24 protein-coding genes are annotated in these 24,661 nt (G+C 59.2%); 20 read left to right on the top strand and 4 right to left on the bottom strand.

Annotated elements, in window-relative coordinates; translation table 11 throughout:
* Window positions 1–7 precede the first annotated feature (7 nt).
* The 4 genes from HGP31_RS22795 to HGP31_RS22780 form a co-directional block, all read right to left on the bottom strand.
* Window positions 8–1,678, bottom strand: a complete 1,671-nt coding sequence (locus HGP31_RS22795; protein ID WP_168758733.1) for a bifunctional protein-serine/threonine kinase/phosphatase — start codon at window positions 1,676–1,678, stop codon at window positions 8–10.
* 7 nt (window positions 1,679–1,685) lie between these two features.
* Entirely contained in the window at window positions 1,686–2,897 is a 1,212-nt protein-coding gene (locus tag HGP31_RS22790) for a nitrate/nitrite transporter (protein WP_020801092.1), read from the bottom strand.
* 275 nt (window positions 2,898–3,172) lie between these two features.
* Window positions 3,173–3,748 (bottom strand): ANTAR domain-containing response regulator, encoded by a 576-nt coding sequence (locus tag HGP31_RS22785; protein ID WP_008056396.1) that lies wholly within the window; start codon window positions 3,746–3,748, stop codon window positions 3,173–3,175.
* Window positions 3,749–3,763: 15 nt separating this feature from the next.
* Window positions 3,764–4,975, bottom strand: a complete 1,212-nt coding sequence (locus tag HGP31_RS22780; protein WP_168758732.1) for a CmpA/NrtA family ABC transporter substrate-binding protein — start codon at window positions 4,973–4,975, stop codon at window positions 3,764–3,766.
* A 225-nt stretch (window positions 4,976–5,200) separates the two neighbouring features.
* Here HGP31_RS22780 and HGP31_RS22775 point away from each other — a divergent pair, with 225 nt between their 5' ends.
* From HGP31_RS22775 to HGP31_RS22680, 20 genes are all read left to right on the top strand, one after another.
* On the top strand, window positions 5,201–5,935 hold the full coding sequence (locus HGP31_RS22775) for a helix-turn-helix domain-containing protein (RefSeq protein ID WP_033045170.1): 735 nt from the start codon (window positions 5,201–5,203) through the stop codon (window positions 5,933–5,935).
* Window positions 5,936–5,939: 4 nt separating this feature from the next.
* Window positions 5,940–7,595 carry a type III secretion system outer membrane ring subunit SctC gene (sctC, locus tag HGP31_RS22770; protein ID WP_168758731.1) on the top strand — a complete coding sequence of 552 codons (1,656 nt, stop codon included), beginning with the start codon at window positions 5,940–5,942 and terminating at the stop codon, window positions 7,593–7,595.
* Window positions 7,592–8,698, top strand: coding sequence for a type III secretion system gatekeeper subunit SctW (gene sctW, locus HGP31_RS22765; protein WP_020795883.1), 1,107 nt, complete (start codon window positions 7,592–7,594; stop codon window positions 8,696–8,698). The genes sctC and sctW overlap by 4 nt, the downstream gene beginning before the upstream one ends.
* A gap of 23 nt (window positions 8,699–8,721) precedes the next feature.
* On the top strand, window positions 8,722–10,773 hold the full coding sequence (locus HGP31_RS22760) for an EscV/YscV/HrcV family type III secretion system export apparatus protein (RefSeq protein WP_033045165.1): 2,052 nt from the start codon (window positions 8,722–8,724) through the stop codon (window positions 10,771–10,773).
* An 11-nt stretch (window positions 10,774–10,784) separates the two neighbouring features.
* On the top strand, window positions 10,785–11,192 hold the full coding sequence (locus HGP31_RS22755) for an InvB/SpaK family type III secretion system chaperone (RefSeq protein ID WP_033045164.1): 408 nt from the start codon (window positions 10,785–10,787) through the stop codon (window positions 11,190–11,192).
* Window positions 11,189–12,475: a type III secretion system ATPase SctN gene (sctN, locus tag HGP31_RS22750; protein WP_033045163.1), complete on the top strand. Its 1,287-nt coding sequence runs from the start codon at window positions 11,189–11,191 to the stop codon at window positions 12,473–12,475. The genes HGP31_RS22755 and sctN overlap by 4 nt, the downstream gene beginning before the upstream one ends.
* The gene (locus HGP31_RS22745; RefSeq protein ID WP_033045162.1) at window positions 12,472–12,927 is read left to right on the top strand and encodes a type III secretion protein; all 456 of its coding nucleotides are present in this window, start codon (window positions 12,472–12,474) and stop codon (window positions 12,925–12,927) included. The genes sctN and HGP31_RS22745 overlap by 4 nt, the downstream gene beginning before the upstream one ends.
* Window positions 12,924–13,817 (top strand): SpaN/EivJ family type III secretion system needle length determinant, encoded by an 894-nt coding sequence (locus HGP31_RS22740; RefSeq protein WP_168758730.1) that lies wholly within the window; start codon window positions 12,924–12,926, stop codon window positions 13,815–13,817. Before HGP31_RS22745 ends, HGP31_RS22740 begins: the two co-directional genes overlap by 4 nt.
* Complete coding sequence (locus tag HGP31_RS22735; RefSeq protein ID WP_168758729.1) at window positions 13,814–14,743, top strand: FliM/FliN family flagellar motor switch protein; 930 nt, start codon at window positions 13,814–13,816, stop codon at window positions 14,741–14,743. The genes HGP31_RS22740 and HGP31_RS22735 overlap by 4 nt, the downstream gene beginning before the upstream one ends.
* On the top strand, window positions 14,740–15,399 hold the full coding sequence (locus tag HGP31_RS22730) for an EscR/YscR/HrcR family type III secretion system export apparatus protein (RefSeq protein WP_020795891.1): 660 nt from the start codon (window positions 14,740–14,742) through the stop codon (window positions 15,397–15,399). The genes HGP31_RS22735 and HGP31_RS22730 overlap by 4 nt, the downstream gene beginning before the upstream one ends.
* 9 nt (window positions 15,400–15,408) lie before the next feature.
* Entirely contained in the window at window positions 15,409–15,663 is a 255-nt protein-coding gene (locus HGP31_RS22725) for an EscS/YscS/HrcS family type III secretion system export apparatus protein (protein ID WP_168758728.1), read from the top strand.
* 4 nt (window positions 15,664–15,667) lie between these two features.
* Window positions 15,668–16,474, top strand: coding sequence for a type III secretion system export apparatus subunit SctT (gene sctT, locus HGP31_RS22720; RefSeq protein ID WP_168759217.1), 807 nt, complete (start codon window positions 15,668–15,670; stop codon window positions 16,472–16,474).
* Window positions 16,449–17,483, top strand: a complete 1,035-nt coding sequence (locus tag HGP31_RS22715) for an EscU/YscU/HrcU family type III secretion system export apparatus switch protein (RefSeq protein WP_168758727.1) — start codon at window positions 16,449–16,451, stop codon at window positions 17,481–17,483. Before sctT ends, HGP31_RS22715 begins: the two co-directional genes overlap by 26 nt.
* Before the next feature lie 114 nt (window positions 17,484–17,597).
* Entirely contained in the window at window positions 17,598–18,080 is a 483-nt protein-coding gene (gene sicA / locus HGP31_RS22710) for a type III secretion system translocator chaperone SicA (RefSeq protein WP_168758726.1), read from the top strand.
* Window positions 18,081–18,082: 2 nt separating this feature from the next.
* Window positions 18,083–19,846 (top strand): type III secretion system translocon subunit SseC family protein, encoded by a 1,764-nt coding sequence (gene sctE / locus HGP31_RS22705; protein WP_168758725.1) that lies wholly within the window; start codon window positions 18,083–18,085, stop codon window positions 19,844–19,846.
* A gap of 25 nt (window positions 19,847–19,871) precedes the next feature.
* The gene (locus HGP31_RS22700) at window positions 19,872–20,975 is read left to right on the top strand and encodes a cell invasion protein (RefSeq protein ID WP_168759216.1); all 1,104 of its coding nucleotides are present in this window, start codon (window positions 19,872–19,874) and stop codon (window positions 20,973–20,975) included.
* A gap of 13 nt (window positions 20,976–20,988) precedes the next feature.
* The gene (locus tag HGP31_RS22695; RefSeq protein ID WP_168758724.1) at window positions 20,989–22,086 is read left to right on the top strand and encodes an IpaD/SipD/SspD family type III secretion system needle tip protein; all 1,098 of its coding nucleotides are present in this window, start codon (window positions 20,989–20,991) and stop codon (window positions 22,084–22,086) included.
* A 39-nt stretch (window positions 22,087–22,125) separates the two neighbouring features.
* Window positions 22,126–22,371, top strand: a complete 246-nt coding sequence (locus HGP31_RS22690; protein WP_168758723.1) for an acyl carrier protein — start codon at window positions 22,126–22,128, stop codon at window positions 22,369–22,371.
* A 127-nt stretch (window positions 22,372–22,498) separates the two neighbouring features.
* Window positions 22,499–24,202 carry a winged helix-turn-helix domain-containing protein gene (locus tag HGP31_RS22685; protein ID WP_240963503.1) on the top strand — a complete coding sequence of 568 codons (1,704 nt, stop codon included), beginning with the start codon at window positions 22,499–22,501 and terminating at the stop codon, window positions 24,200–24,202.
* Window positions 24,199–24,651: a transglycosylase SLT domain-containing protein gene (locus HGP31_RS22680; RefSeq protein WP_033040152.1), complete on the top strand. Its 453-nt coding sequence runs from the start codon at window positions 24,199–24,201 to the stop codon at window positions 24,649–24,651. The genes HGP31_RS22685 and HGP31_RS22680 overlap by 4 nt, the downstream gene beginning before the upstream one ends.
* Window positions 24,652–24,661: the final 10 nt, after the last annotated feature.

Below are 24,661 nucleotides of genomic sequence, written 5' to 3'. Positions count from 1 at the left end.
ATGCAGGTCAGCCATGGAACACCAGGAACAGCAACGCCAGGTTCGCCAGCAGCGACATCAGGGCCAATGTCCGCCACACCTTCAGCGGTTCGCGCTCCAGCAAAGGCCTGGGACGTACGCTTAAACTGCGTCGCTCCCCCTGTTCCAGCAGGCGCAACCATTCCTCGGCGGTTTCAAAGCGCTCAGCCGGGTCTGCGGCAACCGCACGTTCCAGACTTTGCGCCAGCCATTCGGGCAGGTCAGGGCGGTAGCGGCTGGCACTGACCGGAACGCCGAACCGGGGGCGCTGGAAGGCTTCGATTTCGCCGTAGGGAAAATGCCCGGTGAGCAGAAAGTACAAGGTCACCCCCACCGCATACAGGTCCTGCTGCGGCGTCGGTGACTCCCCGCGGAAGGCTTCCGGGGCGATATAGCTTGGAGTTCCAGGCAGGGTACTGGGCTGATCTTCAGACAGGCCGGGGCAGTAGGCGAGGCCGAAGTCCAGCAGGCGCAACTCGCCGTCGTCCCCTGACAGCAGGTTCTGCGGCTTGATATCGCGATGCAGGATCTGCCGTCGATGGAGCATGCCGACCGCTCGCAGCAGGCGTTCAGCCACGTCCTGCCATTGGGCCAGGGGCATGGGTCCGATCTGTTCATGCACTTGAGCAAGGGTCGAGCCCGAATATTCGCGCATCACGTAGTACAGATGCTGACGCTGGCTGGCCGCATGCACTTCAGGAAAGTGCCGCCCGGCTACGCGCTTGAGGAACCATTCTTCGGACAGCAACGCTTGTCCGGCCTGATGATCGTCATGCAGGCGAGGGGTCAGGGTTTTCAGCAACCAGGGCTGCTGCTGGCTGTCGAATACCCGATAGAGCAACGACTGCTGGCTCTGGCTGAGAATCCCTTCAATCTGCCAGCCCTCGAAAACCTGGCCCGGTTTCAGCGCCGGGGGCAGTGGCCATTGCTGCAGATGGATCAATGCATCGCCGATATTGGATTCACCCAGGGCATCGACCCGCACCAGCAGTGCGCTGGCGTTATCCTGGCTGCCCGCCAGGTGTGCGGCGTTGACCAGGGTTTGCGCGGCGCTGTCCAGGTCCGGCTGGTCACGCAGGATCGCCGCAATGGCGGTGTCGCCCAAGGCCGCCCAGACACCGTCGCTGAGCAGCACAAAGCTTTCGTCGATACGCAGTTCGCCATCGAGAAAGTCCAGTACCAGGTGTTGATCCAGGCCCAGTGCACGCTTGAGTACATGCTGCATGCCCGGTTGGTCCCAGACGTGATCTTCGCTGACCCGCTGCAACTGCTCGGCGTGCCAGCGATACACCCGGCAATCGCCGACATGGGCCAAGGTAAAACGCCGACCGCGCAGGACCAGGGCGCTGACGGTGGTCAGTAGCGGCTGGCCTGCGCCGTTGGCTTGCAGCCAGCGGTTTTGCGCCAGCAGCAAGCGATCCAGCGCCTGGGCAACCCCCCAGGTTTCCGGCGTGGCGTAGTAGTCCAGCGCCAGGGCCTGCAATGTCGAGCGAGCCGCCAGGCCACCGTCGGCGCACTGGCTGACGCCATCGGCGATGGCGAACAGGTAGCCCTTGCTGGCTGCCAGCGCCGGGGCCGGCGTGACGAGGCGCAAGGCGTCCTGATTCTCATCGCGCGGGCCGATGGCGCTGGCTTGCGCAAAACTTAATTGCAGGCTCATGGCGGCGTCAAACCCGTGCAGCCGTCACGGCGGCCGAACCCCAAGTGGTCCTCCAGCGGCGTTTTACGCCGTGCAGGCCGAACCAGGCGAGCACCCCCAGGCTGGCGAACAACCACAATGCCATCTGGTAGCTGCCGGTGCTTTGCTTGATCGCACCCATGCCTGCCGCCAGGGCAAATCCACCGATGCCGCCGGCCATGCCGATCAGGCCGGTCATGACGCCGATCTCGCGACGGAAACGCTGGGGCACCAACTGGAACACCGCACCGTTGCCTGCACCCAAACCGAGCATGGTGCACACGAACAGGGCCAGCGCGGCATAGGAGCTGGGCAAGTTGAAACCGACGGCAGCGATACAGATGGCCGCCACGGTGTACATCGCGAGCAGGGTGCGAATGCCGCCGAAACGATCGGCCAAGGCGCCTCCCAGCGGACGCATCAGGCTACCGCCGAACACACAGGCTGCCGTGTAGTAACCGGCGGTCACGGGGCTCAGGCCGTACTGGTCGTTGAAGTAACCGGGCAGGGCGCTGGCCAGGCCGATGAAGCCACCGAAGGTCACGCTGTAGAAAAACATGAACCACCAGCTGTCGCGGTCGCCCAGGGCCTTGAAGTAGTCAGTCATCGACTTGGCTTTCGGCCGCTCAGGCGCATTCTTGGCCAGCCAGGCGAAGACAATCAGCGTCAGGATTAGCGGGATCAGCGCAAAGCCGAACACATTGCTCCAGCCAAAGGCAGCCGCCAGAACCGGTGCAATCAGCGCCGCGAGTACGGTGCCGGAGTTTCCGGCCCCGGCGATGCCCATGGCCTTGCCCTGGTGCTGTGGCGGATACCATTGCGATGCCAAGGGCAGGGCCACGGCGAAGGAGGCGCCGGCCATGCCAAGGAACAGCCCCAGCAGCAAGGCTTGCTCGTAGGTATGGATGCCGAGTTTCCAGGCGCCGAACAATGCGCAAATGACGATCACCTGGCCGATCAGGCCGGCAGTCTTGGGTGACAGGCGATCAGCCAGCATCCCCATTACGAAGCGCAGTACCGCCCCGGCCAGAATCGGCGTGGCCACCACCAGTCCGCGTTGTTGTGTGGTCAGGTGCAGGTCGCCAGCGATCTGAACGGCCAGCGGGCCGAGCAGGTACCACACCATGAAACTCAGGTCGAAATAGAGGAAGGCTGCGAACAGTGTCGGGGTATGGCCGGATTTCCAGAAGCTTGAATTCATCGCGCACCTCAGATGATAGGAGTCTCGAACGGGAGCCAAAACAAAAAAAACGCCGCCACCTGATTCGCCATGGGGCAAATGAGGTGAGCGACGTCTTTGTCGTAGGTGGGGCAACCGCCGTTGGTTACCTGTAGGGATTACTTAGCCAGATCTGTGCCAACAGTTGGGACCGAGTTGCGGCCATTCGCGAGCAGGCTCGCTCCCACAGGGGGAATGCATTTCAAATGTGGGAGCGAGTCTGCTCGCGAAGAGGCCTTCAACGGCACCAGAAAAACTCAGCCAAGCAACTCACTCATGGCAATGATCTGCTCCGCCACCTGGATCAGCTTCTGCTGGCGGCTCATCGCCTGGCGACGCATCAGGGTGTAGGCCTCTTCTTCGTTGCAGTCCTTCATCTTCATCAGCAGCCCCTTGGCCAGCTCGATGCGCTTGCGCTCGGCCAGTTGCTGGTCACGGGCGTGCAGTTGGGCGCGCAGGGCCTGGTCGCTTTCGAAACGCGCCATGGCCACGTCGAGAATCGGTTGCAGGCGCTGTGCGTGAATGCCTTCGACAATGTAGGCACTGACCCCGGACTTGATCGCCTGGCGCATCACGTCGGGGTCGTGTTCGTCGGTGAACATCACAATCGGCCGTGGCTGGTCGCGGCTGACCAGCACCACTTGCTCCATGACATCGCGGCTCGGTGACTCGGTATCGATCAGGATCACGTCCGGGCGCACCGTTTCGACGCGTTCGGGCAAGTCGATGGTCAGCCCGGATTCGTCGATAACCTCGAAACCGGCCTCGGTCAGGGCGGCTTTCAAGCGGCCGACTTTTTTCGCGGTGTCGTTGATCAGCAGGATACGCAACATGTCTGCAGTCTCCTGTCAGCGGCTGGCGAGTAGAGGCAAGCTGTCGCTCATGGCGTGCAGCTTGAAGCTGCGGGCATAACTGGCCGGGTCCGAACCGTCCCAGACCCTGCCGTCGATCAATTGGCTGCTGCGCATCTCATTGCCTGGGATGGCAACACCGATGGCGCTGGCAGCCTCTCGGTATAAGTCTAGTTGTTGAACCTGACGGGCCACGGCGAGGTAATCGGGGTCGTCGCGCAACAGCCCCCAGCGACGAAACTGGGTCATGAACCACATGCCATCGGACAGGTAGGGCAAGTTGACCGCCCCCTGCCCATGGAAACGCAGGGCGTGCGGGTCTTGCCATTCGTTGCCCAGGCCGTCGGCATAGTCGCCCAGCAGCCGTGGTTCGATACACGACAACGGCGCATCGAGGTACTGCGGTGCACAGAGCAATTGCGCGGTACTGCGGCGATTTTCGACGCTTTCGTCGATGAAGCGGCTGGCTTCGAGGATCGCCATCACCAAAGCTCGGGCGGTGTTGGGGTATTGCTCGACGAAAGCGCGCGTACAACCGAGGATTTTTTCCGGGTGGTCTGGCCAGATGGCCTGGGAGGTCGCCAGGGTAAAACCGAGGTTTTGCTTCACCGCGCTGTCAGCCCAGGGCTCACCGACACAGAAGCCGTCGATACGCCCGGCTTGCAGGTGCGCCACCATTTGCGGCGGCGGCACCACGACGCTGTCGACGTCGTGCAGCGGATGAATGCCCTGGCTTGCCAGCCAGTAGTACAACCACATGGCATGGGTGCCGGTGGGAAAGGTCTGGGCGAAGGTCAGTTTTGGGCGAGTTTGGTGCACGTGACGGTCCAGTGCTTCAGGACTGGTCACGCCGACGGCCTGCAAACCATGGGAGAGGTTGATGCTCTGGCCGTTCTGGTTCAGGCCCATGAGCACAGCCATGTCGGTGGGGGCCACGCCGCCGATGCCCAGGTGCACGGCGTAGATAAGGCCGTAGAGGCTGTGGGCGGCGTCGAGTTCGCCGCTCACCAGTTTGTCCCGCAGGTTGGCCCAGGACGACTGGCGCTTGAGGTTCAAGGTCAGTCCGTAGGGCTGGGCGAAGCCCTGGGTGGCAGCGACCACCACCGAAGCGCAGTCGCTCAGGGCCATGAAGCCTAGGTTGATTTCGGTCTTTTCCGGGGCATCGCTGCCATTGACCCAGGCCAGGGGGCCGATTGAGGGTTCGTTCATCGATTTCGCACCTTCCAAAAAAAACGTCGTCCCGGACCCCGTATGAGCAGGGGCGGCTGACGACGCCGTTGTCCTGGCACGCATTCCGCCGTTGGCCTGCGTGCTGATGCGTGAACCGGTGCAAGGCATATGCCAGCCCGGATTTCATCACATTTACATCAGGATTCGACACGCCCCACCCCGCATCCTGCCGACCTACATCGTCAGGACGCAAAGGAGGTTGGCGTGCCCATCGAATCACTACACGCCACACGTGCCTCTAATACCCGCTCCTGTGAGCGGCTGTTGCATCTGCGTGTCAACCAAATCGCCGTTTGTCTGGCCCCGGCGCAGTGCGTCTCGACCTGCTGCCTACCGATGGGCTGGGAAGGGCTGATTGCAGTCACCAGCGGATTTGAGGTCAACGGCAGTGTGTCGATCCTGCCAACTGGCCTGGCACCGCTGGTGAAATTGCAGGTGTTCATCGATCTGGGCCATGCGCCGATCACTGCGCGAGATCGTCAGGCACCTTGGGCGGCATTGCCAGTGCCTTTTTCCCAGGTTCAGTCGGAGCAGGCACTAGAGCGCTGGTACCTCGAACAGGCGATGGCTGGCGGAACGGCCTATCAGGCCTTTGCCAGTGTGTTGCGCCAGACTGAGAGTTACGGGCTTGTGCGCTTTCTGCTGGAACAGGGTACCCACAGTGAAAAACTCACGACTCTGGCGCATCGCTATGGGGTGTCGGTATCGCATTTTCGTCGATTGTGCTGGCAGGCGCTCGGTACGGCGCCCAAGCCCGCATTGCGCGGTTGGCGGACGGCCCAGGCGCTGTTGAACATGAGTCTGCAGGACTGTTCCCTGACAGATCTGGCGTTGGAGTTCGGTTTCTCCTCTTCTTCGCATTTCTCCAAGGAAATTCGCGAGCTGGTGGGCTTCACACCCAGCAGCCTGGCGGACATTACCTACCTTCCAAGTAAGTGAAACGATGAATCGCGCAGTTCAAACCTTGTATGTTTTGCCCTTCTGGCTGGCTGCCATACTGATGCTGGTGCCGTATACGGTGCGGGCCAATGTCGACGAATACGTGGCTCGCGAACAGAGTGTGCGCACGTTTTTTTCGGAGTTGTCCGGGCCGTTGGGCAAGCCGGTGATCATCAGCAAGGCTGCCTCGGCCAAGCGGATCTCCGGCAGTTTTGACCTGCGCTCACCGCAACGGACCTTCGAGCGGGTCAGCGCACAGATGGCGTTGATCTGGTACAGCGATGGCCAGGCGATCTACCTGTATGACGCCGCGGAAGTGAAAAGCTCGATGATGTCGCTGCAGACCCTGACCGTGGCCAGGCTTCAGGCGTTTCTCGAACGGTCCGGGCTGCTCGATGGCCGTTATCCGTTGCGCCATGACGGCCTGCGTACGTTCCATGTGTCGGGGCCGCCGATGTATGTCGATCTGGTGGTGCAAGCGGCCGGTCTGATGGATAACCAACGCTCGGAGCTGTTGCTGGGCAGACAGCAGATTGGCGTTATCCAGGTGCACAACACCTTTGTCAGCGACCGTAAATACGAGCTGCGCGATGACAAGGTGACCATCCCCGGGCTGGCAACCGTGATCGAGGATTTGTTGCGCGGGGAGAAGCGCGAGGTCGAGCCGGCCGTGGCGCAAGCCGGGGCACAGCGAGTGCAGGGGGCGATGCCAGCGTTTCCCCTGGAAGGCCTGGCGACCACATCCCCTGATCAGGACCCGGCTGCGCCGCGAATCATTGCCCGGGAGATGGCCGCCGGAAACATTCGCGTGGTGGCCTATCCGGACACCAACAGCCTGCTGGTCAAGGGTTTGCCGGAGCAGGTGCGCTTTATCGAGAATCTCGTGAGTGCACTGGATACGCCGAAACGACATGTGGAGTTGTCGTTATGGATCATCGATTTGCATAAGGACGAACTCAACCAGTTGGGCATCAATTGGCAAGGCACGGTGAATTCGGGCGGGAAATTTTCCGCATCGCTCAATGCTGGCTCGGCGACCACCCTCGATGGGGCATCATTCGTCGCCCAGGTCATGGCGTTGGAGCGCACCAACCGGGCGAATGTGGTCTCGCGGCCGGTCATCCTGACCCAAGAAAACGTGCCGGCGATCTTTGACAACAACCGCACGTTTTATGCGCCACTGGTGGGGGAGCGCACTGTCGATCTGCAGCACGTGACCTATGGCACGCTGGTCAGCGTATTGCCCCGTTTCGCCCGGGCGGACGAGGTCGAAATGTCGCTCAATATCGAAGACGGCAACCAAATCGAAAACCCTGGTGAGGGAGAGCGTCCGAGCACACTGCCGATGGTCGGCCGTACGCGTATCAGCACGGTGGCGCGAGTGCCCCAGGGCAAGAGCCTGTTGGTCGGCGGTTTCACCCGCGAGGACAACAGCGAGCAAATCGGACGGATACCGGTGTTGGGTTCGATTCCGTGGATCGGCCGATTGTTCAGCTATCGGCAGAGCCGCTCGGCCAATACGGTGCGGGTGTTCCTGATTCAGCCCAGGGAAATTCTCGACGCCCTTGAACCCACCACGGTGGAGCCGGATGCGCGACTGCTGAGCCCGCAGCAGCATGAACGGGTGCGTCGATCCTTTTTCCGGAGCTCAGAAAAATGATCCTGCCACCGATTTCTTCCGGTGGGCGAGCGGCCCAGGCACGCTTGAATGCCGAGAAGGCTGCCCAGCATCCGCAACCGCAGGTCGATGCAGAGGTTGATCTTGACGACGGCATAACGGTCGACGTGGCCCGGCGCTTTGTGCAGATCAGCGATGAAATGTCTGCAGCCTTGGCCCAGTTCCGTGGCCGGCGGCAGTTCGAGCTCAAGTCCGACGCGATGACCGACTCCTTCGAAAGAGTCCTGGAGGACGATACCGTGCCCAAGGCGCGGCAGGTACTGAGCCTGGCGCGGCTATCGGACAAGTCCGACAGCTGGTTGCTGCAGATGGTACGCAACCTGTTTCCCGACGATAGCGACCTGGCATTGGTGCTGCGCGAATTGCTGCGCCGGAAAAAACTCGAGACACGGACTCGTCAGCGGCTTGAAATGTTATTGCAGACGGTGGTTGCCCAAGGCTCCCCCAAGCGCATGAGTGCCGGGATCAATACCGCCCTCAAAGCCAGAATGTTCGGTGCGAGCATGACGGTGCGAGCAGGCCTGTTGCGCGAGACCTACCGGGATTTTATTGAGTTCGACTGCGGACCGGTCAGTTGTTATCAGGACTGGATCGCCCTCTACGGTCCGTCGCAACGCCACGCTGTGCTGGCCTTCATTGAAGCGGCATTACTCACCGACATCGGCGCCCAGGATCCCAGTTGTGCACACGTGGAGTTCGGTCAACTGCTGGCCCGGGTGAACGACCTCAAACGCCTGCGTTCAGCAGATGAACTGTTTATCCGCGGCCTGCTCGGTGATGCACTCATCTGCCGGCACAACCCCGATGAACCCGACTGGCTGGTGTTCCTGATCGGTGTGCTGACCTACCCCGATGATCTCGACCAGTTGTTGCTCGGCGTCTTGGGCGAGCGCCTGCTGTTGAGTGCGCACCATGAGCGTTCGACGGTGCTGCAGAAGGTGCGTCGGCTCAGCCTGCAATTACCGACGCCGCTGTTTGCCGATGAACAGGCACCGCTGCGTCTGGCAGAACAGTTTATGCGCCTGGCTGACATCGCCTATGCCCTCGAATGTATTGAGCAGCGTCGTCCCGGCGGCACCTCATGACTTTTTCCCGGAACTGACCCGCCATGTTCAATGTGTTTTTGCGCAACGTCAGCGCTCGCCCGGAGCTGCTGATCCTGTCGCTGATGGTGATGATCATCGCGATGCTGATCATTCCCCTGCCGACGGTGCTGGTGGATTTTCTCATCGGCCTGAACATCGTGATTTCGCTACTGGTATTCATGGGGTCGTTCTACATCGAACGCATCCTCAGTTTCTCGACCTTTCCGGCGTTGCTGCTGCTGACCACCCTGTTTCGCCTGGCGCTGTCGATCAGCACCAGCCGGCTGATCCTCAGCCAGGCTGATGCGGGGGAGATCATCGCCTCTTTCGGTGAGTTCGTGATCGGTGAAAACCTGGTGGTGGGCTTCGTGATTTTTTCCATCGTCACTATTGTCCAGTTCATCGTGATCACCAAGGGCTCGGAGCGGGTGGCCGAAGTCGCGGCGCGCTTCTCGCTTGACGGCATGCCCGGCAAGCAGATGAGCATCGACGGTGATCTCAAGGCTGGCGCCATAACGGCCGAGGAAGCCAAGGAAAAACGCAGTGTGCTGGAGCGCGAAAGCCAGTTGTACGGCTCGTTCGACGGCGCGATGAAGTTCATCAAGGGCGACGCCATCGCCGGCATCATCATTATCTTCGTCAACTTTATCGGCGGCATGGCCATTGGCGTCGGGCAGATGGGCATGGACCTGTCCACAGCTTTGTCGACCTACACCCTGTTGACCATCGGCGATGGTCTGGTGGCACAGATTCCAGCCTTGCTGATCGCCATCGGCGCGGGCTTCATCGTCACCCGCGTCAACGGCGATGATGCGAATCTGGGGCGTAACATGCTCGCCCAAATGCTGGGGCATCCGTTCGTGCTGGGGGTGACGGCGCTGCTGGCAGTGGGCGTTGGACTGTTGCCCGGTTTTCCGCTGCTGACCTTCCTACCCATCGCCGCGGCCCTGGGACTGCTGGTGTACTTTCGCCGGCGCAAGGCCTCCCGGGGCGAGGGGCAGGGAGACAGTCGGTCAGCGTCGACGCAGGGTGAAGCCTTGCAGACCGGCCCGGGCCTACTCGAGGACATCGATAACGTTGCCACCGAAACCATCCCGCTGATGTTGTTGGTGCCCACCGCGCGCCTCGATGAGTTGACCAGGGCCCGTTGGGCGGCGCGTTTTCGCAGCCAGTTTTTCGTCGATTACGGGCTGCGCATTCCCGAGCCGCAACTGCGCGGCAGCGAAGCCTTGCCGGCCCATCAAGTGGCGGTGCTGATCAACGAAGTGCGCGCGGAGCAATACGATATCCATTTCGATCACTGGCGGTTGCTCGACTACTCGCCGGAACTGGAACCCATGGGCTTTGCCCTGGTGCACGGCAGCGACAGCAATCGCCTGCGCGGGGTGTGGGTCAACGCCACCGACCAGGAACGGGTGCAGCAATTGGGCTATCACCTGAGGCCGGCGGACGAGGAATGCTACCGCTGCCTGGTCACCTTGCTGGCGCGCAACATCCAGGAGTTTTTCGGCGTGCAGGAAACCAAGCAACTGCTCGACGAAATGGAAACCCGCTGCCCCGATCTCCTCAAGGAAGTCTATCGCCACGTCACGGTGCAGAAGATCGCCGAAGTGCTGCAGCGCCTGATCGGCGAGCGTATTTCCGTGCGTAACATGAAGCTCATTCTTGAGTCCCTGGCCCATTGGGCGTCCCGGGAAAAAGACGTGCTGGTGCTGGTCGAGCACGTTCGTGGCTCGCTGGCCCGCTACATCAGCAACAAGTTTGCCCAGGGTAATGACTTACGGGTGTTGCTGTTGTCGGCTGAATTCGAAGAGGTGGTGCGGCGCGGGATTAGGCAAACCTCGGCCGGCAGTTTCATCAACCTCGAGCCGGCCGAATCCGAAGAGCTGATGGATCGCCTGAGCGTCGCCCTGGACAGTGTGCACATTGCTCAAAAGGACATGGTGCTGCTGTGTTCGGTCGATGTTAGGCGCTACATCAAGAAGCTTATCGAGGGGCGTTGTCGCGAGTTGGACGTGATGTCGTTCGGCGAAGTCAGCGAGACCGTCTCCGTCAATGTGATCAAAACCTTGTGAGGAACCCCGCAATGATGTCAATGGATATAGCCGACCTGTTACGCGAAGCGCTACGTTTTAGTGGCTGCAAGGACAGCCAGATAGGACATTTTGATAGTCACAGCACCATTGAAATGCAGATGAAGAATCTGCCCGATATCAACGTGGCGTTGGTCGATGGCGATGCCTGGATCTGGACGACGGTTGCAGAAGCGAGCCCGGGTGCAATGAGCCGTTGTGCCTTCGATTTGATGCAGTTCTTACTTGAGGGCAATGCTTTTTCCCGCACCGGGCAATTGCACCTTTGCGTGGTTCAGGAACGGCTCGAACTGCGTTTGATGGCAAATGCCCATGCCCTCGGCGACGCTGAGCACTTCGCGCAAGCCCTGGATGCTTTCGTGCAGGCAATCGAAACGCTGTGCGAACTTTTACGTCGATGAACATGCGGTTGGAAAGGCATGCGGCCCATCCTTTGCGCTTGAGCGGACCCTTGATCGAAGCCGCCTTGGGCGATGTGGTAGTTGGCGAGGTCTGCGAAGTACGGCGGCATTGGCGCCTGCCTCAGGTCGTTGCACGGGCGCAGGTCATCGGCTTCAAACCCGACGCTGTTCTGCTCACCTTGCTGGGTGATGCGAAAGGTTTGTCCAGGGAATCGATGATTGTGCCTACGGGCTCGACCCTGCAACTGTCGTGCAGTGATGCCTTGCTCGGCAGCGTAGTCGACCCTCAGGGCACTATCGTCGAGCGTCTGGTACCGTCTACGGCGCTGGCGCAACAGGACTACCCGGTGGATGCCGATCCGCCGTCGTACCAGCAGCGGCGCCCGGTAGACACCCCGTTGCGCACCGGTATTCGGGTCATTGACGGCTTGCTGACCTGCGGTGTCGGCCAACGCATCGGCATTTTCGCCGCCGCCGGCTCCGGCAAAACCACCTTGATCAATATGCTGATCAACCACACCGACGCTGATGTGTTTGTCATCGGTCTGATCGGCGAGCGCGGCCGCGAAGTAACCGAATTCATCGAGCACCTGCGCCAGTCGGAAAAACGCGCGCGCTGCGTGGTGGTGTATGCCACGTCGGATTTTTCCTCGGTGGACCGCTGCAATTCGGCCCTGCAGGCAACCGCCATCGCCGAGTATTTTCGCGACCAGGGGCAACGCGTGGTGTTGCTGCTGGATTCATTGACACGCTACGCCCGGGCGCGTCGCGACCTGGCCCTGGCGGCCGGTGAAGCGCCGGCGCGACGGGGCTATCCGGCCTCAGTGTTCGATGCCTTGCCGCGCCTGCTGGAAAGACCGGGTGTGACCGCTTCCGGCAGCATTACTGCCTGGTACACGGTGTTGTTGGAAAGCGACGACGAGCCGGACCCGATCGCCGAGGAGATTCGTTCGATTCTCGACGGACACATCTACCTCAGCCGAGCCTTGGCGGCCAAGGGGCACTACCCGGCAATCGATGTGTTGCGCAGCGTCAGTCGCGTGGCGACGCAAGTCACCCCGCCCCAGGTGCAGCAACTGGCGGCGGCGACCCGGGATACGCTGACGCGGATTGAGCAGCTGCAGGTTTTTCTCGACATGGGTGAGTACAGCCCAGGCGCGGACGCCGGCAACGACCAGGCGCTGCAGCGCCGCGCAGCCCTCGACCAGTGGTTGCGCCAGCCCACGGGTGAATGCTGTGAGCCGGACGAAGCCCTGGGCCAATTACAGGGGCTGATGGCATGAATCCATTAGCCGATCGTCTTCGCCTGTTGGCACTCGGCCAGTTCCGTCGGCAACGCGCTGAACTGCTGATAACGCGTACCCGGCAGCAACTGCAGCCGCTGGTGCAGGAGCGGGCCGCTTTCGACGCACAAAAAGCGGAGCTACACAGTTTGTTGGCCAGCCATCGCGCCAATGACTGTGTGCTTGATCACGGGCAACTGTTGGCGCTGTTGCGAAGGCAGGCGGTCATCCGGCGGCAGATCGATCTGATGCGCTTTGAGCGTGACCGGGTCGATCAGCAGTGCCGGGAGATTGAGCAAGCGTTGCAGGAGCAGCGCGAGCAACTGCGGTTAGCACAGCGCAAGCACGACAAATACGAAGGGGCTGTTCAGCTTCTGTTACGCAGGCAACGGCTGGAACAGGTGCGCCGGGATGAAAGAGAAGTCGAAGAGATGAACGGAGTTTCGCGATGAGCACTGTATCTGTAATTTCACCCTTGCCGGTTCAACCCCTGGAACCCGTCATCGAACGGCCGATGGATGAGTTGCACGACAGGCTGGTATCGGTGCAGGAGGATGAACTGCCCCAAGGTGTCCTGGCGCTGATGGTGCCGTTGATCCTGCGTCATCGGCCTCAGATGGACGCTGGTCGTGCAAGCACTTTGCAGGCGATGGTCACGCTCCCGGAAAAGCTGGCTGCTGAAGTCGACGAAGTACGGCCGCTCACACCGTCGTCTCATCCCCCAGCGCAGCCGCTTTTGAGTAAACCTGTGCAGCCCCGGTTGTTGTCACCTTTGGTTGACGTTGCGCCTGTTGTCGCCAGGGCTGTCGCGTCGGCACCGATAAACCTGGCGACTCCCATCATTGTTGAATCAGGGCCGATCCAACCGCCGTCAAACATCGTCGAACCGCTGTCGGTCGAAGTTACCACTCGTCCAGGTGCATCCCCGATACCTGAGTTCGAAGGGCAAAGGCCCGAAGCCTTATCGAGCCTCCCCACCGTACGCCATGTGCACATAGCTGCCACACCTGCGGCTTCGGCGCCCGTGATGCCGCCAGTACCTCCTGTCATCGATCCGATCATCGAAACCTTGTCGGTTGCCGACCGGGGCTTGTTTCAGGTTCCGTTCAATAAAGGAGCCGTCAGCGGGCAAGTGACAGTCAGCCGCGTGGCCGATGAGCCTGCCCGCAACCTGCAACTCAGCCCGAGCAATGCCCTGGTTTTCGAACAACTCAAAGTGTCGCTGGAGCAGGTCCGCGAACCCACGTGGCGCCTGACCAATAGCGAAGACGAACAGCAGCGCCAGGGCTCGCGGCAGCCGCCGGACGACGAGCAGGCCGAAGACGCCGGGCAGGGCGCATGAGCGCACTGAAGTTGCGCCGGATCAACGCCCAGGCACGTGCCGGCGCGCAAGCGATACGACGCTGGCGGAGCGCGAATGTCGTCGCCGGTTCAGGCCATCCGCCAGGGCAATCGGGCTACCTGTGTTTTCGCGCATCAGGTGAGGGCGGGGAATGGCGGGGTTTGATCGACGCCCGCGACTGGTTGCATCAATCACTCCCGGGTTTGCGGTCGTTACTGACAGTCGAGTGCTCGCTGATGAGCATCGCCGAACTGTTCCGCGCGGTGCCGCAACCCTTGCTGCTGGAGGTAGACGACTTGCACTACCAGCAATTATCCGACGTCGATGTGGTGCTTCCCGGGCAATTGCCACCGCAAGAGCTGCCTTGGCTCGACACGCGTCGTGGGCGCTTGTGGTTGACCCGATTGCCATCGGCACGGGCCGCCAGCGCGCCCCTGTACACCGACTCATGGCTGAGCGATTTGCCGCTGTGCCTGGAGCTGATGCTGGGGTCGAGTCACCTCAGACATGGGATACGGCTGAAGGCGGGCGATGTCCTGCGAATCATTCAGCGTTCGCAACGATGCTGCCTGGGGCATCTATGCCTCGGCGTTTTCACTTTTACTGAACAGGGGATACACATGCAATTGACCGAGCCCGACGCCCAAGGCTCCGCAGACTCCGCACCGGAGCCCGATGTTGACCTCGGCGCTATGTCGGTGTGTCTGCAGTTCGTGCTCGCGACCCAGGAAATCGACCTGGCCACGCTGTCGCAGTTTATCGGGGGACAACTGATCCCGCTGGCGGGCGATGCGGCGCGGCACATCGAAGTGCGAGCCAATGGCAAGCCGGTGGCCCGTGGCGAACTGGTGCAACTGGAAGAGCAGCTGGCTGTGGAGTTGCTCGAGGTCTATCGCAACGACTCAATGGACGCAATGCCGCGATGAATGACGTCTCGTTGATTGCGCTGCTGGCATTCGCTTCACTGCTGCCGTTCCTGGTGGCGGCCGGCACCTGCTACATCAAGTTTTCCATCGTCTTTGTCATCGTGCGCAACGCCTTGGGCTTGCAGCAAGTGCCCTCGAACATGACCCTCAATGCGATTGCCCTGATGCTGGCGATTTTCGTGATGACGCCGGTGATGAAGCAAGGCTATGGCTATTACAAGGAAGAACAGGTGGCTTTTACCGACATCGAGTCGGTGGTGAATTTTGCCGAGAACGGGTTGGGGGGATACAAGGAATACTTGCGCAAATACACCGACCCGGAACTGGCGCTGTTCTTTGAGCGGGCGCAAGCGGTGCAGAGTGAGTCCGACCTCGGTCTGCCCGCCGATGAAGAACTCACGCCGTCGCTGTTTTCCCTGCTGCCGGCCTACGCATTGAGTGAAATCAAAAGCGCCTTCAAGATCGGCTTTTACCTGTACCTGCCGTTCGTGATCGTCGATCTGGTGATCTCCAGCATTCTGCTGGCACTGGGCATGATGATGATGAGCCCGGTGATCATTTCGGTGCCGATCAAACTGGTGCTGTTTGTGGCACTGGATGGCTGGGCGTTGCTGTCGACCGGGCTGGTCAAACAATACCTGACCTTGCTGGCGTAGGAGCGGCTCATGAACGATCTGGTCTATGCCGGCAATAAAACCCTGTACCTGATTCTGTTGATGGTGGCCTGGCCGATCATTGCCGCCACGGTGGTCGGCCTGGTGGTGGGTTTGATTCAAACGGTGACGCAACTTCAGGAGCAGACCCTGCCGTTCGGTTTCAAGCTGTTGGCCGTTGCCGCATGCCTGTTCCTGTTGTCGGGCTGGTATGGGGAAACCCTGCTCGATTTCAGCCGTGAAGTCATCCGCCTGGCGTTGGGTTAGCGCGATGTCGGTCACGTTGTTTTTTGACCTGTACGCCTGGTTCGCCGCCGCCATCCTGGGGGTGGCTCGCTTGGCGCCGATTTTTTTCATGTTGCCCTTTCTCAACAGCGGTGTGCTCACGGGGGCGCCACGCCAGGCAGTCATTGTGCTGGTGGCGACGGGGTTCTGGGCCTATGTGGGTGTGCCGTTGCCGGCCCTCGACGGCTTGGCATTCTTCGGCCTGGTGTTGCGTGAGGCCGGCATTGGCGTGCTGCTTGGATGCCTGCTGTGCTGGCCGTTCTGGGTGTTGCACGCCATGGGCAACCTGATCGACAACCAGCGCGGGGCAATGCTCAGCAGCACCGTGGACCCGGCCAATGGCGTCGATACGTCGGAGTTGGCAAATTTTCTCCAGTTGTTCGCCGCAGCGGTCTATCTCGAAGGTGGCGGCATGTTGCTGATGCTTGAAACCGTTGGGCACAGCTACCGCATTTGCGCGCCAGCCAATGGTTGCGAGATACACCTGTCCGCGATTGTTGGCCTGTTGGATGCACTGGTGAGCAAGACCCTGGTAATCAGCGCCCCGGTGGTGGCCACGTTGTTGGTCAGCGAAGCGCTGCTCGGTTTGCTCTCGCGGTATGCGCCGCAAATGAACGCGTTCTCGGTGTCGCTGACGGTCAAGAGCCTGGTGGCGCTGGTGGTGTTGATGTTGTATTTCGGCGTGCACCTGCCGGACGAAGTCCTGCGCATGGGCGGCAAATCCCAAGGGCTGGAACACTATCTGGGCCGTGAAGGGGAGGCCGCCGATGTCGTCCAGCGCCTCGAAGACTGAGAAGCCCACCGCCAAGCGTCTGCGCGACGCCTCACGCAAAGGCCAGACGTTCAAGGCCAAGGACCTGGTGGTCACCTGCCTGACTCTCTGCGGCATCACCTACATGGTGTTCAACAGTTCGCTGGTGGAGGTCATGGAAGTCTATCGACGCATCATTGCCAGTGATTTTGACACGGATATGCAGGCGTACTCGGCGATGCTGGTGCTGGTCGGGCTCAAGGCATTGCTGCCGTTGCTGCTGGTGTGCGTCTTGACCAGTGCACTACCTGCGTTGTTGCAAAGCGGCTTTGCACTGGCCAGCGAGGCCCTGAAGCTCAATCTCGGTGCGCTGAACCCGATCAATGGCTTCAAAAAACTGTTCAGCCTGCGCACCGTCAAGGACACGGTCAAAGCGCTGCTGTACCTGGGCAGCTTTGCCATGGCGTTGTGGATAGTCTGGATCACGCAGCGGCAACTGTTGTTTGCCCAATTGTTCGCCCAGGCCCCGGAGCTGTTCTCGATCTGGGGGCACTTGTTGCTGGTTCTGGTGTTGGCGTTCCTGGGATGCGTGCTGCTGATCGTCGTGCTGGATGCGTTGAGTGAATACTGGTTGTTCATGAAAGATCAAATGATGGACAAGGACGCCGTCAAGCGCGAGCACAAGGAGCAGGATGGTAATCCCGAGATCAAGGGCCGCCGTCGCGATTTGCACAGGGAACTCCTGTCCGAGCAGGTCAAATCCGACGTGCGCAGCTCGCGGATGATCATCGCCAACCCCACCCACATCGCCATCGGTGTGTATTTCCGCCCGGAAATCACCCTGCTGCCGTTCATCTCGCTGATGGAAACCAACCAGCGCGCCCTGGCCGTTCGAGCGTATGCCAAAGAGGTTGGCGTGCCCGTGATCAATGACATCGCACTGGCCCGACGGATCTTCAAGACCCACCAGCGCTACAGCTTCCTCCAGGTGCAGGAGGTCGAAGAAGTCCTGCGCCTGTTGATCTGGCTCGAGCAAGTCGAGCAGGCCTGATCCCCTTCTTAATCTATCCAGCGTTGGCATGAGCGCAATTTGGCAGCGTGCCTGCCAGCGCTTTGGCTCAATGCATTCGTCAGCGGCGCTGACGTTTTTTCAGGAGTGTGACTGATGAGTCGCAACAACCAACAAGACGAGCAAATCGCTCTGGATATCGTGGATGCCGTGATGGCGGGTGCGCCGTTAAAGGACGTGCAGGGCATCAGCGATGAGCACATGGACGGTCTCTATGCCTTTGCTTTCCAGTTTTATGAGCAGGGACGGCTGGACGATGCCGAGAAGTTCTTCCACTTCCTGTGCATCTACGACTTACACAATAGCCAGTATTGGCTGGGACTGGCGGCGGTGCACCAGCTCAAGCAAAACCATCAGAAAGCGATCGACCTGTACGCCATCGCCTTTGCCCAGGGCAAGAACGACTACCGCCCGATGTTCTACAGCGGTCAGTGCCAGCTCGCCCTGGGCAAGATCGGCAAGGCCCGATTGTGTTTCGAGTACGTACTCGAGCAGGCCACGGAAGAGGAACTGCGCAAACAGGCCCGGGTGTATCTCGACACCCTGGCTCACATTGAAAAACATTGTTCGGAGGACTGAACATGAGTGAAATCAGAAGTACATTCAACCCGGGTTATGCCGGAGGGCTCAGCCGTAACGAAGCCTTTGAGATTTACGGCAAAGCCGCCAGCCAGGCGGCCAGAACGGTGGATTTTCAGAAAGCGGGCCAGCAAGCGCTGGCCGGATTGATGTCGGTGAACTACGACAACGAGCACGGTAAATCCACGGCAGCTACGGGGCGTCCACAGTTGCATCTGCCGCAGGCACGCACGAGCGGCAAAGAGTCGGAAGGCGATCTGTTCACGCTGCTGATGGCGATGATCAGCGAGCTGATCGGCGAGGTCGACGTCAACAAGCTGAAACACCGCCTGGCGATGTTGCAGAGCATGGCCGGGGCTAAGCAACAGGGTCATGAAAAACTGGCGGTTGAATATGCTGAGGCCGTCGCGGCACTTGAGGCCGCTGAGGGAACCGTTGGCGGTAGTCAGCAAAATCTGGAGAAGCTGCGCGAGAAAGTCCAGCAGTGTCAGGGCTTGCTGGACGAAAGCGAGGCGCGTCTGACGAAGCTGGACCCTGAATCACCCGAATATGCGAGCGAATTGGCACTTCGTAATCATCTCAAGGGCGAGCTGGCGAATCATACCCAGGCTTTTGAAAAATCCACCGGTGCCCATCTCAAACTGATCGAAATCGCTAATGCCGCCGTTAAGGTCCTCGCGATCGTGACCGCAAAAGTCCTGGAGGCAGGCGTTGGTGGACCGCAGGTTAAACAATCGGATGAAAAGGCGCTGAGCAGCAGTGCACTGGCACTGTTGAACCGCTTGAAGATCATCGAGCTGCTGGGCGAGTCGGCGCAGAACAAGGAAGAGCTCAGTCAAGAGTTGTTTCTGGAATTGCAGGCCAAACTGCAGGAAAAAATGCAGCTCGAGTCGGACAAGTACCTGGAAGAAGTCCGAAAAGCCGAAGCGTTGCAGAAGACCATGGGCTGTATCGGCAAAATCATTGGCGCGCTGGTGTCCATCGCCACCATTGCGACCGGTGTTCTGACCCTCAACCCTGTGCTCGTAACGGTGGGGGTGATCGGGGCTGCAGTCATGATCGCGGACGAGGTGGTCAAGGAACTTACAGGTGTGTCGTTCATGGCGGAAGCGATGAAGCCGCTGATGACGGTCATGCAGGAAGCCATCAGCTTCTTTACCGATCTCTACACCAAGGTGCTGGTCGCGGTGGGCGTTGATCCCGAAACGGCGAAGGACATTGCGCAAATCGCCGGCATGATCGCGGGCATCGGCGCCACCATTGCAGCCATCGCATTGGCGGCCATCGTGGGTGCTCAGGTGATTGGGCCGATGATCGGCGCGGTCGCGTCAAAACTGGCAACTGTGGTGTCGCAGGCTGCACCTGCGGCGGTGCAGGCCGTGAAGCAGATGACCACATCGGCTGCCAACACGGCGACCCAGATGCTGACTCAATTGCGCAGTTTCATCACCAACGGTGCTGATCCTGTAGCCCTGGCACGTTACGCCACCAATCTCGAAATCGCTCGAACCCTTACCGAGTTCGTCGGCGTGGGGATGGAAGTTGGATGTGGCATTAAAAGCAGCATGCATCAGGCCCAAGCGGCAGAACACCTGGCGGACGTGAAGGTGCGCATGGCGATCAGCGAATCAATTGCCTCTTACCTCACTCAAGTGGTCGAAGACTACGGCAAGGCCATGCAAGACCGGACCCGACATATCGAACATGTTTTTTCCGATCTGCAACGCAGCCATTCCGTCAGCCTGCAAATGGCTCGGTACATCTGAACCTGCTCATAAAAAGGAATTCGTCATGTCTCAAATAAACGCAACGCCTGTGCGCACGCCTGTGGTCCCGGCGTACGATCCGCTCAACGATGCGGGCTTGAGCGAGTTGGTTGCTCAGGAACAGTTCTCCAAAGACCTCCAAGGAAAAAGGCTTTTACAACCGGCCCTGTCAGACGGGAGCGTTGCAAAGCAAATACTCCAGAGCAGTAACTCGACATTTCCTGCGGTGCAGGCGCTTGAGAACGATATCGATGCCTATCAACCCACCGAATCCGATTGGCAAGACTTCACTGCGGCCCTGGTGTTGGTCAGCGATGAAGTGCGTAACGATCTGATCTTCGATCCGGGGGCCTGGGAAAAACACGCCAACGTGCTGATCGCCGCGATCATCGCGGTCAACATTGCGCGGGTCGCCAACGCAGCACTGCGCGGGCATTTCAGTGTGATGCAGGCCGAGGCCAGCAAACTCCAGGGCGAGGCCATCATGGAATCCGGCAGGGCGGCGATCTACAGCGCCTTCTCGGCTGCGGTGGTCTCCGGTGCAATCGCCGGCTTTGCCATGGTCAAGTCCTTTCAAGGGCTTGCGCAAAAACATACTGATATCAGCCTGCATAAACGCAACGCCCTGGACGCTGGCAACATCGAACGTGACCTTACACGTGATCGCAACCGCACTGACTGGAACCCGGAAACGACCTACAAGATAACGGTGTTCGATGATTTCGGCCGGATGAAACCAGTGGATTTCAAACCCGAGGGCTCGACCCTTACACCCAAGGAGCAGCAATGGTTCAACGAGGAAATTTCCAAGGCACAGAAGGTTGGCCAAGCGTCGGATTGGCTCAGCCAGATGGGCAGCAAAGGCATTGAAAGGAAACTCGAAATCGGTCGAGCGCTTAACGCGATGTCGACGGGCATGAGTCAGGTGGTCTCCACCATGGTTCGCATGGCCGAGCATGCGGCGCGGCAGGAACAGGTGTTGCAAGAAAATGTGCAAAGCACACAAAAGAGCTTGAGCGATGAAGTCGGGGCAAAAGACTCGGCCGATGCGGCGCTCTTGCAAAAACTCATGGACATAGTGATGCAGTTATTTCAATCGCGGATTGAAGTCATTGGCAGAATGGCTTGAGTAGGGAAATGCAATGATAATTTCCAACTACACACTGCAAGCCGTTAAATCGTCGGTCAATTTAAACGTTGTTACCGACGCACCTTTACCACCCGAAATTCCTTTCGAGAATCAATCCGCTTCTTCCGTCGGGCAATTGCTGGATCGTTCGGCAAAGGAATTGAGTCGCAACCTTGGAACCATGCTCAAGCTCCAATCGGGCGCTGAAAGAATGGTCGAGAAACTGTTAGCGGGCGCAGCGGAGCAAACCCTTATTGCAGAGCTTGGTGATCTGGTTCAAGCCAAAGCCGAGCGCGGGCAAATGTGGGCGCAGCAGTTGCGCCAGTGTGGCGCGGTGATGACGCATTGCCAAGAAACCCTGCCGCCGGAACAGCGCCAATGCCTGGACGTTGCTCAGGAGCATATTCAGCTCGATCTGCAAGAAAGGTTCTCGCCGCCGACGGAAGTAGCCGAAGCGTTCGAACAGAGCATCAGTTCATCGAATGATTTCTTTGACAAACTGCTGGAGTTGATCAACCTGATCAAAAACGGCTATCTGGCCGGCTATGAACATATCATTGCGGCTTACTCGGAATTCTTTAAAGACTTCAACGAAGAGGTCAGCGCAAAGTTAAAGGACTGGATCAAAAGCGCGAACGAAGGTAAGGAGGTCGAATTAAATGCGGGCGAAATCAGGCATGCGTTGAATGCGCTGATTAAAAAATACTCACCCCCAAACGCTGCGGCAGTATTGTTTCCCGCTCCAGGCATGTTTCCCCCTCCAGGCGCTTCCAGGGAGGAAGCGGAAAAATGGCTCAAGGCGTTAGGCCTGCCTGCCACCAGCCTTCGCAATAACGGGAACGGTACGTTCAGTGTGGTCATGGACCTCGGGCCGTTGACGACGATGATGAACGGTTTACCGCCCAATGTTTATTGGATTACTTGGGATAACGCGAAATTCCAGTACTGGCAAACCGGCTTCAATGCCCAGGAAGAACGCATGAAGAACACACTGCAATCATTCACCCAGAAATATTCAAACGCCAACTCCTATCACGATAACTTCAATAAGACCTTGTCTGCACATCTGAATCAGTACGCAGATATGTTGAAGGCTATGTTGAATTTTTGAAGCGAAGCTGCCGCACCGAATTTTTTGTTGGAGGTAATAATGCCGGGTTTAATGAATGATGATCTTGAACGTCAGGTTATACAGATGCTGTCGGGTTATCTACAGGTTGATCGACGGACGATCAAGGCGGACTCACGACTGGTGGAAGATTTGTGTGTTGATTCCCTGGGTGTTGTAGAAATTGTTATGTCTGTCAATGAGGCGTTTGGTGTCGATCTACCGGCTGCTGCTGTGAAGGAGTGGCGGACGGTTGGTGACATTTGTCGTTTGGTGAGGGGGGCATGATTTTTAAAGAGAGCTTACAGTTATTGTCGTAATTTCCTACGCCATTGAGGTGATAGTCCTACGGAATCCTCCTGCTCAATTTCCTATAGTCAAGCGCTTGTTATCTTGAGCCTGATCACTCACAGGCTTGATTACGCTTGAGCAACTTTCTATAGAGAAATTTCAAAGTATGGACATTGCAACTGATCTATCGCCGGTCAAGTCATTCGTTTTTGACCACTGGCTATTGCAAAGCGATGGAACGCTGATGCGAGATGGAGAGGGGGTTCACGTCCCACCCAAAGAGTTAAACGTACTGCGCCTGCTATTGAAGTCAACGGGGACGGTGGTCAGCAAGGATTATTTGCTGGATCATGTATGGCCCGAAATGGATGCCGCCGAAGAATCGTTGACCCGCTGCATTTATGCATTGCGCAAGCTGCTCAGGGAAAACAAGGATTTCATTACGACCGTGTACGGCCATGGTTATCGATTTACCTGTGCGGTTGTTGAACTCGACACGACGGGTGAGGCGAGTACCGTGGCGCCTTCGCTGGCTGTTCTGCCGTTTCGCAATCAGGGGGAGACAGCAGCGCTGGATCTGCAGGATCTGATGATCCGTCAGTTGACTTTGGCGTTCGGCGAGGTGTTGCACGTCATTCCCTCGGGATTGATGGCGGCCTATGCTCAACCGGTCGATGTGCGGTCGCTGGTCGGGCAGTTGTCCGCGGACTTCTGCTTGAGCGGGCGCTGTAGCGGCTCGGCCGATCAGCAACAATGGTCGGTCGAGTTGATCCGTGGCCGCGATCACGCTCTGCTGCATGGTCAGACACTGGATGCAAGTGATCTCGGGGCGTCGCTTGGGGCATTGACGTGTGTGGTTGCGCAGCGTATTCCCGGCTTGCATATTGTTGGTGATGCGTGCGCGTCCTACCCGGCCGCGGTGGCGTACCTGCGTGGTTTGTGCAGCGTGCAGCAGCACACTCCGCAAAGTCTGCGCGATGCGCTGGTACAGTTTCGCCAGTGCCTGAAGCTCGATGGCGGGCACACACTGTCCTGGTACGGTTTGGCGGATGCATGGCTGGGGCAGGCAATGATCGGATTGTGTGATCAGGGCCGGGCAATCGATGAGGCACAATCGGCGATTTCCAGTGCCTTGGCATTGGACCCAGGCAACAACCCTGCATTGGCCCGCCAGGCTTTGCTCACCAGTCTGCGAGGCTGCGAGCACGCGGCCCAGGTGCTTTTCCGACGCTGTTTGCTGACTGCCGATCAGGCTGACGTTCATTACTTTCATGCCTGGCATCACTGGTTCTGGCGGCGCAACGAGCAGGCCGCGCTAAGCATCGACAACGCTCTGCGGCATGATCCTGATTGCGTAAGGACGCAGGTCTTGCGTATGCGCATTGCGCTTGCCGCAAGTCCCGAGTCGGCCTTGCTGATGGCTCGTCGAGCCCTGCAACAAGGCGCGTCGGGCAATTCTTTGCTGGTGATTCTCTATGCCGTGGTATTGGCTTATTTTGACCAGCACGCGGCAGCCTGGGACGAGCTCGAACAAGCCGGGCTTTGCGAAAGCGCAATCGGTGAACAGGGACTGGCCGCCTGGAATGTGCTGTTCGGCGTCAATCCATTCAATGCCCGCGACCTGTATGCGAACTGGCGGACTCTGGCCAGACTGCGATCCGTTGATGGCATTGCGTCGTCACGTTGGTCCGGACTGTCAGGTGGTCCGGTGGCTGAGCCGCTCTGGAGTTCTTTGCAACGATCGCCTCATGTGCCCTATCAGGCCTTGACCCAGGAACATCCTGTCCGCAAGCGACCGACGCTGGTCAGCGAGCGGCGCTTGGCATGATACCGCGCAGAATCAAGTGGCTAACGGTGCTGGTGTGCCTTGGCGCGGGCCAGGCGCAAGCCTGGTGCTGGAGTCAGGCGGGGGCGCGACATGCGATTGAACCCGAACTGCTTCGAGCGATTGCCGATGTCGAGTCGGGACAGAATCCGAACGCAATGAACTACAACAAGGACGGTTCTCGAGACATCGGGTTAATGCAGATCAACAGCCATCATTTACCCCGTTTGAGCACCCAGGGCATCACTGAGCAGCGCCTGCTGGCTGATCCTTGCCTGTCAGTTGAAGTCGGTGCGTCGGTGCTTGCCGATTTTATCGCGCGTTATGGCTACAACTGGACGGCAGTGGGTGCGTATAACGCCGGCAATTCTGCGCATCGGCAAGCTGAGCGCCTGCGCTATGCGCGCAAGGTCTGGCAGCGTTATCAGGTGTTTTCCCTGGCTCGACAATGAGGGTGTCATG

Source organism: Pseudomonas umsongensis (genome assembly GCF_012647205.1).
In the GTDB taxonomy this organism is placed as follows: Bacteria; Pseudomonadota; Gammaproteobacteria; order Pseudomonadales; family Pseudomonadaceae; genus Aquipseudomonas; species Aquipseudomonas umsongensis.
This window is presented reverse-complemented; position numbering and strand designations above follow the sequence as displayed.

What these genes read in the sequence shown, in the direction of transcription:
- HGP31_RS22795 (WP_168758733.1), bottom strand. Translation starts at nt 1,678, where the DNA reads ATGAGCCTGCAATTAAGTTTTGCGCAAGCCAGCGCCATCGGCCCGCGC.
- HGP31_RS22790 (WP_020801092.1), bottom strand. Translation starts at nt 2,897, where the DNA reads ATGAATTCAAGCTTCTGGAAATCCGGCCATACCCCGACACTGTTCGCA.
- HGP31_RS22785 (WP_008056396.1), bottom strand. Translation starts at nt 3,748, where the DNA reads ATGTTGCGTATCCTGCTGATCAACGACACCGCGAAAAAAGTCGGCCGC.
- HGP31_RS22780 (WP_168758732.1), bottom strand. Translation starts at nt 4,975, where the DNA reads ATGAACGAACCCTCAATCGGCCCCCTGGCCTGGGTCAATGGCAGCGAT.
- sctC (WP_168758731.1), top strand. Translation starts at nt 5,940, where the DNA reads ATGAATCGCGCAGTTCAAACCTTGTATGTTTTGCCCTTCTGGCTGGCT.
- sctW (WP_020795883.1), top strand. Translation starts at nt 7,592, where the DNA reads ATGATCCTGCCACCGATTTCTTCCGGTGGGCGAGCGGCCCAGGCACGC.
- HGP31_RS22760 (WP_033045165.1), top strand. Translation starts at nt 8,722, where the DNA reads ATGTTCAATGTGTTTTTGCGCAACGTCAGCGCTCGCCCGGAGCTGCTG.
- HGP31_RS22755 (WP_033045164.1), top strand. Translation starts at nt 10,785, where the DNA reads ATGATGTCAATGGATATAGCCGACCTGTTACGCGAAGCGCTACGTTTT.
- sctN (WP_033045163.1), top strand. Translation starts at nt 11,189, where the DNA reads ATGAACATGCGGTTGGAAAGGCATGCGGCCCATCCTTTGCGCTTGAGC.
- HGP31_RS22745 (WP_033045162.1), top strand. Translation starts at nt 12,472, where the DNA reads ATGAATCCATTAGCCGATCGTCTTCGCCTGTTGGCACTCGGCCAGTTC.
- HGP31_RS22740 (WP_168758730.1), top strand. Translation starts at nt 12,924, where the DNA reads ATGAGCACTGTATCTGTAATTTCACCCTTGCCGGTTCAACCCCTGGAA.
- HGP31_RS22735 (WP_168758729.1), top strand. Translation starts at nt 13,814, where the DNA reads ATGAGCGCACTGAAGTTGCGCCGGATCAACGCCCAGGCACGTGCCGGC.
- HGP31_RS22730 (WP_020795891.1), top strand. Translation starts at nt 14,740, where the DNA reads ATGAATGACGTCTCGTTGATTGCGCTGCTGGCATTCGCTTCACTGCTG.
- HGP31_RS22725 (WP_168758728.1), top strand. Translation starts at nt 15,409, where the DNA reads ATGAACGATCTGGTCTATGCCGGCAATAAAACCCTGTACCTGATTCTG.
- sctT (WP_168759217.1), top strand. Translation starts at nt 15,668, where the DNA reads ATGTCGGTCACGTTGTTTTTTGACCTGTACGCCTGGTTCGCCGCCGCC.
- HGP31_RS22715 (WP_168758727.1), top strand. Translation starts at nt 16,449, where the DNA reads ATGTCGTCCAGCGCCTCGAAGACTGAGAAGCCCACCGCCAAGCGTCTG.
- sicA (WP_168758726.1), top strand. Translation starts at nt 17,598, where the DNA reads ATGAGTCGCAACAACCAACAAGACGAGCAAATCGCTCTGGATATCGTG.
- sctE (WP_168758725.1), top strand. Translation starts at nt 18,083, where the DNA reads ATGAGTGAAATCAGAAGTACATTCAACCCGGGTTATGCCGGAGGGCTC.
- HGP31_RS22700 (WP_168759216.1), top strand. Translation starts at nt 19,872, where the DNA reads ATGTCTCAAATAAACGCAACGCCTGTGCGCACGCCTGTGGTCCCGGCG.
- HGP31_RS22695 (WP_168758724.1), top strand. Translation starts at nt 20,989, where the DNA reads ATGATAATTTCCAACTACACACTGCAAGCCGTTAAATCGTCGGTCAAT.
- HGP31_RS22690 (WP_168758723.1), top strand. Translation starts at nt 22,126, where the DNA reads ATGCCGGGTTTAATGAATGATGATCTTGAACGTCAGGTTATACAGATG.
- HGP31_RS22680 (WP_033040152.1), top strand. Translation starts at nt 24,199, where the DNA reads ATGATACCGCGCAGAATCAAGTGGCTAACGGTGCTGGTGTGCCTTGGC.